Genomic DNA, 5,552 nt, shown 5'->3' with positions numbered 1-5,552 from the left:
ATCGAGCTTCATCATCTCTACGCTCTTTATCGTCGCCTCACCCAAGATGCCCCTTATCTCATGGGATGCGTAGAAGAGGACCTTGTGCCCAGGTTTGAGCTGCTTGAAGCACGTGGGATGCTTTATGAACACATCTTTGCCGCTGAATATCCTCTGCAACAGGTTAGAGGGGACTGGGTATACAACACCTATAATCTCGCTCAATATAACACCCAGATTTTTTGATGGGAAGAAAAATAAATAATTTATCTTCTGATGAGTGGAAGAAAGATAAAAGCATGTCTGCTGGGAAACTAAAGAATGCGGGAATATATATCATTATTTTCTGAATTTTTCGTAAATTTTTACCTAGAATGACCTAAAAAAGGAATAATTCTTATAGTAACATTTATATCTTTCTATGCATACCACGATTAGGTTTTAGAGCGATGAGCAGCAGGGCCCTGACCAGTGCTGAAAAAACCTCTTGGGAATCACTTCTAGAGGATTTTCGCCTTCTTTTTAGCAAGGATGAGATTAAACAAGAGGAAATAGATGACATTCTGCGCAGTCTTAAAAGTCACGAGGCTAAATCATATATTGAAAATTTGAGGTATGGCTCTAAGCCTGAAACTGCACTTAGAGAGTCCTTCATCGCTGGTAAATCCATTCTCTTGAAGTATCTTTTTGGTGAAGCTATACCAGAGGTCAGATCCAACGGATTTGTCGATTATTTGATTAAGGATGAGACGGGGCATACTATTGTACTGGAGCTCAAGCCGCTTTTTGAAGCGGAGTTTGAGTCTGATAAGGCCGGTAGGCATATTCTTAAGAGGCTTAGACAAAAGAAGATTAAACCTGAGAGTTATCGAGAGCAAATTCTCAAATATATTCGAGAGGGTGAAGCACAATATGTTATTTTGACAAATTTAAAGGAATGGTTTTTCTACAGCAAGGATCTTAGCCCGAAGGAGGTCAAATACTTCTATTCTATAGATCTTTTCAATTTTGTAAAAGAATATGATGTTATCGGTAACCTAAGAGATTACTTAGAAAGGAAGGAATTTGAGTCAGTAAGGTATGAGCTTGACAAGAAGTTTCTGGAGAGCCTAAAAACTTGGGTTAATAAGCTTTCAGAGGTAGAATTCACGGTTGACGAGAGAAGAAAACTTGAGCTAATAATAGGCATGATTAACAAGTTTATCTTCATCCAGACCTTGGATGACTATGGAGTTGTAGAGTTTAACTGGATTAGAAAATGCTGGGAACGCAATGAGCGAATGTGGCAGAAAAAAGGAAAGTTAATGGTTTTAAAGAGGTTTTTCAATGAAATAGATGAATGGTTCTATACATATTACGATACAGAGCTTTTTAGAGAAAAAATCTTGGAGTACATCAAGGAAGATCCTGAAAACATAGACAAATTTTATAAAAACCTCAAGTCCGTCCTTGGATTGACCTATCTTCAGACGCCTGTCGGAGATATAAAGGGGATAATGCAGTACAACTTCAGGTACATAGATGAGGATGTTCTAGGAAAAGCCTACGAAATATTTTTAGGTGAAGTCAGAAAAGAGGAGGGGATTTATTATACACCGAAATATATAACAAAGTACATAGTGGAGAATACTGTTGGTAAACTCTATGATGAGCTATTAGCGGAGATAAAAAAGAAGCTAGAAGACGGGAACTTCGATGAAGTTAAAGGGCTAGTCTCAAAATTCGTTTCAATACGGGTTCTCGACCCAGCATGTGGCTCTGGATCCTTTCTCATAAAAGCCATAAGAATAATCTTTAAAAAGTATGAAGAACTTAACAAGCTAATCGAGGAGAATATAGAGAAGCATTACAATTACAGGGGCTCGCTTCTACTGCCGGGGGAAGATGAGGTAGTAGATCAACTGACAGAAGTAAAGAGGATCATAGGTCCAAGCAATTATAGAGAGCTAATCGCTAGAATACTTGTGAGGCATATTCATGGCGTTGACTTGGACCAAAGAGCACTTGAAGTTGCAAAAGTGAATATATGGTTGGAGGCGATTAAACTTGCACCTAGAGAGTTTAGATATGATAGGCTTCCGTCGGAAACAAATTACATTCTACCGAATCTTGAAATGAACCTACGCTGTGGCGACTCTCTTGTTGGATTACCTGAAAAAGTTACAATAGAATATATCAGCGATAAGTATCAAATGGATCTAATTAAGCTCTTTGATCTAAGGCGGAAATATCTGGAGGATCCAACTGATCCTGAGCTTATAGAGAAGATCGAAAATATAAAGCGTAAAATTAGAAATGAACTTGATGAAAAACTTAAGGAATACTTAGAAGAAAAAATCTCTAATCAGATTCTTCCCAGTCAAACTAAACCATTTCACTGGGCATTAGAGTTCTGGTATATGTTCTTTAATGAAAATGGTACTCCTTTGACTAAGGAGCAACGAGGATTTGATGTCATAGTAGGCAATCCTCCTTACATCGAATATCGTCTCATGGTGAAAAAACTTGGCACAGTATATGCAAGGTTTTTGAAGGCTATTTACAAATGTACTCAAGGTCAATTTGATATAACGATACCCTTTACAGAGAAATCCCTTAAATTACTGAAAAAAGGAGGAATATTAAGCTACATTATGACTAATAAATTCATGATTGCAGAATATGGATATAGATTAAGGGATTACCTACTAAACAGTCAAGTCTTGAAGGAGATAATTGATGTTTCCAATATAAAAGTGTTCAAAGATGCTGCTACCTATCCCGTAATTTTCATAGTAAGGCGAGTTGACGAAAACCTTCAATATAATGTGCGTATTGGTTCCCCATCTGAGAAGGAGATGGTTGAAGGATCACCCTCGCTTACGGAGGTCCCCAAATCTATTTTCACATCAGAGTTACCTTTATGTATTTTAACCCCATATATAACAGGTATGCATTTAAAACTTTTTAAGAAAGTGCAAAGTGGTCATGCAATCCCCGAGAATCTGTTTAAATGCGGTGTTGCCCGAACAGGTTTTTCGGATAAAATTAAGTCGTCAACCGAAGCGAAGGAAGGAGATTATATCAGATTTGTGCAAGGAGAAGACATAACTCCATTTTATATAATTCCTCCTGACAAATATTTCCCTCTGTCCTTACTATCTGAGGAAAAGATAACCGAATTTAAACAGCGAAAAATCATGATACCTGGAATTGTGAAGGATATTTATTGCGGTTATGATACCATCGGGATGGGGTGTGGTCGTGTTTATTATGTTACCGAGAATGAATCACCTTATCCGCTATACTATCTAGCTGCTCTTTTCAACTCATCATTATTCAAATTTATCTATAGAGTGGTTTACGGGATGAGTCACCTTAGCGGAGACTATTTAAGGATAAATTCCCCTTACCTAAGGATATTTAGAGTTAAAGAAATCGATAAAGAACTAGCCAGCAAATTTGAAAATTTCGTCAGCTTATTAATGACACTAAAGGAAGCACATTATAAGATATTTAAAACATGGAGAGAATGGTGTACTCAGCTTAAAAAAGGCGAATATTCCTTATATAGGATACTCTCTGAAGATGCCCGATTTATGCAGATGGGAGAGTTTAGTAAAGCTTGGACCTCCAAAGCTACCTTCTATCCGACGACTGAATCTAAGATGCTAAATACTGTTTTCAACGACTTCAGGGTTGTAGGAGAGGTAAATAAGCATGAAATAAAGATATATGGGTTGGATGAGAATGATAGAGAAAAGCTTGTTTATGAGATGGAATTTAGCAACAGAGAACTCATGCTTCATATCTACTGCTCCCTGATTCAAGCTCTAGAATCGAGAGCGAAGATTGAAAACCTCTCTCAACTTCTCGAGAAAACAAAGGTACCAATTATAAAAGAGGATAGCAAAAGCTCAAGCGAATTAACACCTAACATAATTAAAAAAACTATGGAGGAATTTGAAAAGTGGCTTGAAGAAAAGGAGATAAAGGGGTTGAGCGCGGACATAGTAAAGATAGACAATGAAATTGAGAATTTAGAAGCTGAAATAGATGCCTTGGTCTTTAAGCTGTATGGATTAGATGAAAACGAGATAAAAACAGTGTTTGAATCTCTGAGGACTCCAACCACCTATCAAAGTAAGGTTCTCGAATTTTTCAGGAGGCTAAATAATGGATATTGAGTAAATACCTATTCTTAATGACCGCCGGAGCGAGCCTCTCTAAGATCTCTCCCTGTTCCTTCAGAAATTTATAGATCTCATCATCTAGATGGGATTCTCCGAATGTCGAATTCTCATTGGATTTCCCTAAAGTTATCTTTCATCGGAAGATATAGCTTACCGTAGTACTTCCTCAATTCCTCATCAGGCATCCTCTGAAGATCCCCGGATTTTATCTTCAAGACATGTTCGATCCCACTCGAGTTCCGGAAGTCTGGGGACTATATCCTCCAGAGGTCTGCTTTCCACGGGCAGGTATCCGAGGATCATCGAATACTCTATTCTGTCGGAAAGATGTGCCAGAAAGAAATTGAATTTCATCCTCTTGTTGGCCAGGATGCTCTGTCTGCCGCACCACCACCATGATGCGGTGTCAGCCATTCCTATGTAGTAAAGATCCGATGGCGACAGACCCGCCCTCTTCTTCTCCTCGATGAAGAACTCTGTAGTCATCTCTAAAGCTCTTCTATCTAAGGATATCTTATTGAATATATCACCCACTAGCATGGCTATAATCCTCAGATCCTCCTTTTTCATGAAATCCTCACTGGAGCTATATCCATAAATTGCTCCCTAAGCGTAACTCAAGTTCATCCGGCTACTTCGCCCTGACGACCCTCTCATCCAGAGCTTCCATCAAGTACTGAAGTATCCCCCTCGGGTGGCCCAGAGGTTGAACGGATTTGAAGGCATCGGACCCCAGTGAGTTAGCCTCGATGCCCTCTACAGCAGATCTACCGTAAGCTCTCTCATAAAGATTCACGAGCCTCCAAGCTAGAGCCCTAGCATCTGCTTCCTTGAATCCACTCAGATCGATCCTCCTCATGTTCAACCTCTGGTGGAGGAATGGATATAGGGCTCTGACGCTCTTCTTATCCCCGGACCAGAACCCGGGCGTCGAGGCTATTATCATGTATACCGGGGATCTGACGCTGGCGTCCACGAGCACAGTGAACTCAGCTAGGAACTTGGAGAGGAGGTCCTTCTTCACATCCTCAAGGGATTCTAACTCATCTATAGCTATGGCTAGAGCCTTCATCCCAGCTTCCCTCATAGCTCTAGCTACAGTAACTAAAGCCTCCGTCACCTCCTCCCTCTGCAGCCTCCAGGAGGTCCTGCATCCGAGAACCCTCTCGAATTCCCTAGCTTCATCGGGCTCGAGGCCCCTCGTACCGGTCAGGTAATCGTAAGCCACGGGGTTCAAATGATCTATCGTCATTAAAGCTAGAGCTCTGGATACAGCTTCATTCCCGAGTCTCTCGAACTTCTCCCTGACCTTTGGGCTCAGTCTATTCCTAAAACGGAATGAGATAGCATCCAACTTTCCCGAGTATCTCTCACGTAGGGCCTTGGATACTGCCGTCATCA

At 40.2% G+C, this 5,552-nt stretch carries 4 protein-coding genes; 1 reads left to right on the top strand and 3 read right to left on the bottom strand.

What is annotated here, in order from left to right; translation table 11 throughout:
- A partial coding sequence (locus D6D85_RS02560; RefSeq protein WP_125670517.1) for a DUF365 domain-containing protein occupies window positions 1-204 on the bottom strand: 204 nt, incomplete at its 3' end.
- Window positions 205-428: 224 nt separating this feature from the next.
- Here D6D85_RS02560 and D6D85_RS02555 point away from each other — a divergent pair.
- A complete protein-coding gene (locus D6D85_RS02555) occupies window positions 429-4,145 on the top strand; it encodes an Eco57I restriction-modification methylase domain-containing protein (protein WP_125670516.1) in 3,717 nt (1,238 codons plus the stop codon).
- Between the two features lie 183 nt (window positions 4,146-4,328).
- Here D6D85_RS02555 and D6D85_RS02550 read toward each other — a convergent pair whose 3' ends face one another.
- Complete coding sequence (locus D6D85_RS02550; RefSeq protein ID WP_125670515.1) at window positions 4,329-4,721, bottom strand: hypothetical protein; 393 nt, start codon at window positions 4,719-4,721, stop codon at window positions 4,329-4,331.
- Window positions 4,722-4,782: 61 nt separating this feature from the next.
- The coding region (locus tag D6D85_RS02545) for a BREX system ATP-binding domain-containing protein (protein ID WP_125670514.1) at window positions 4,783-5,552 on the bottom strand (770 nt) is incomplete at its 5' end.

This window comes from Candidatus Methanodesulfokora washburnensis, assembly GCF_003947435.1.
Taxonomy (GTDB): Archaea; Korarchaeota; Korarchaeia; order Korarchaeales; family Korarchaeaceae; genus Methanodesulfokora; species Methanodesulfokora washburnensis.
Note: the sequence above shows the minus strand (reverse complement) of the source record. Positions and strands in the feature narration are given on the sequence as shown.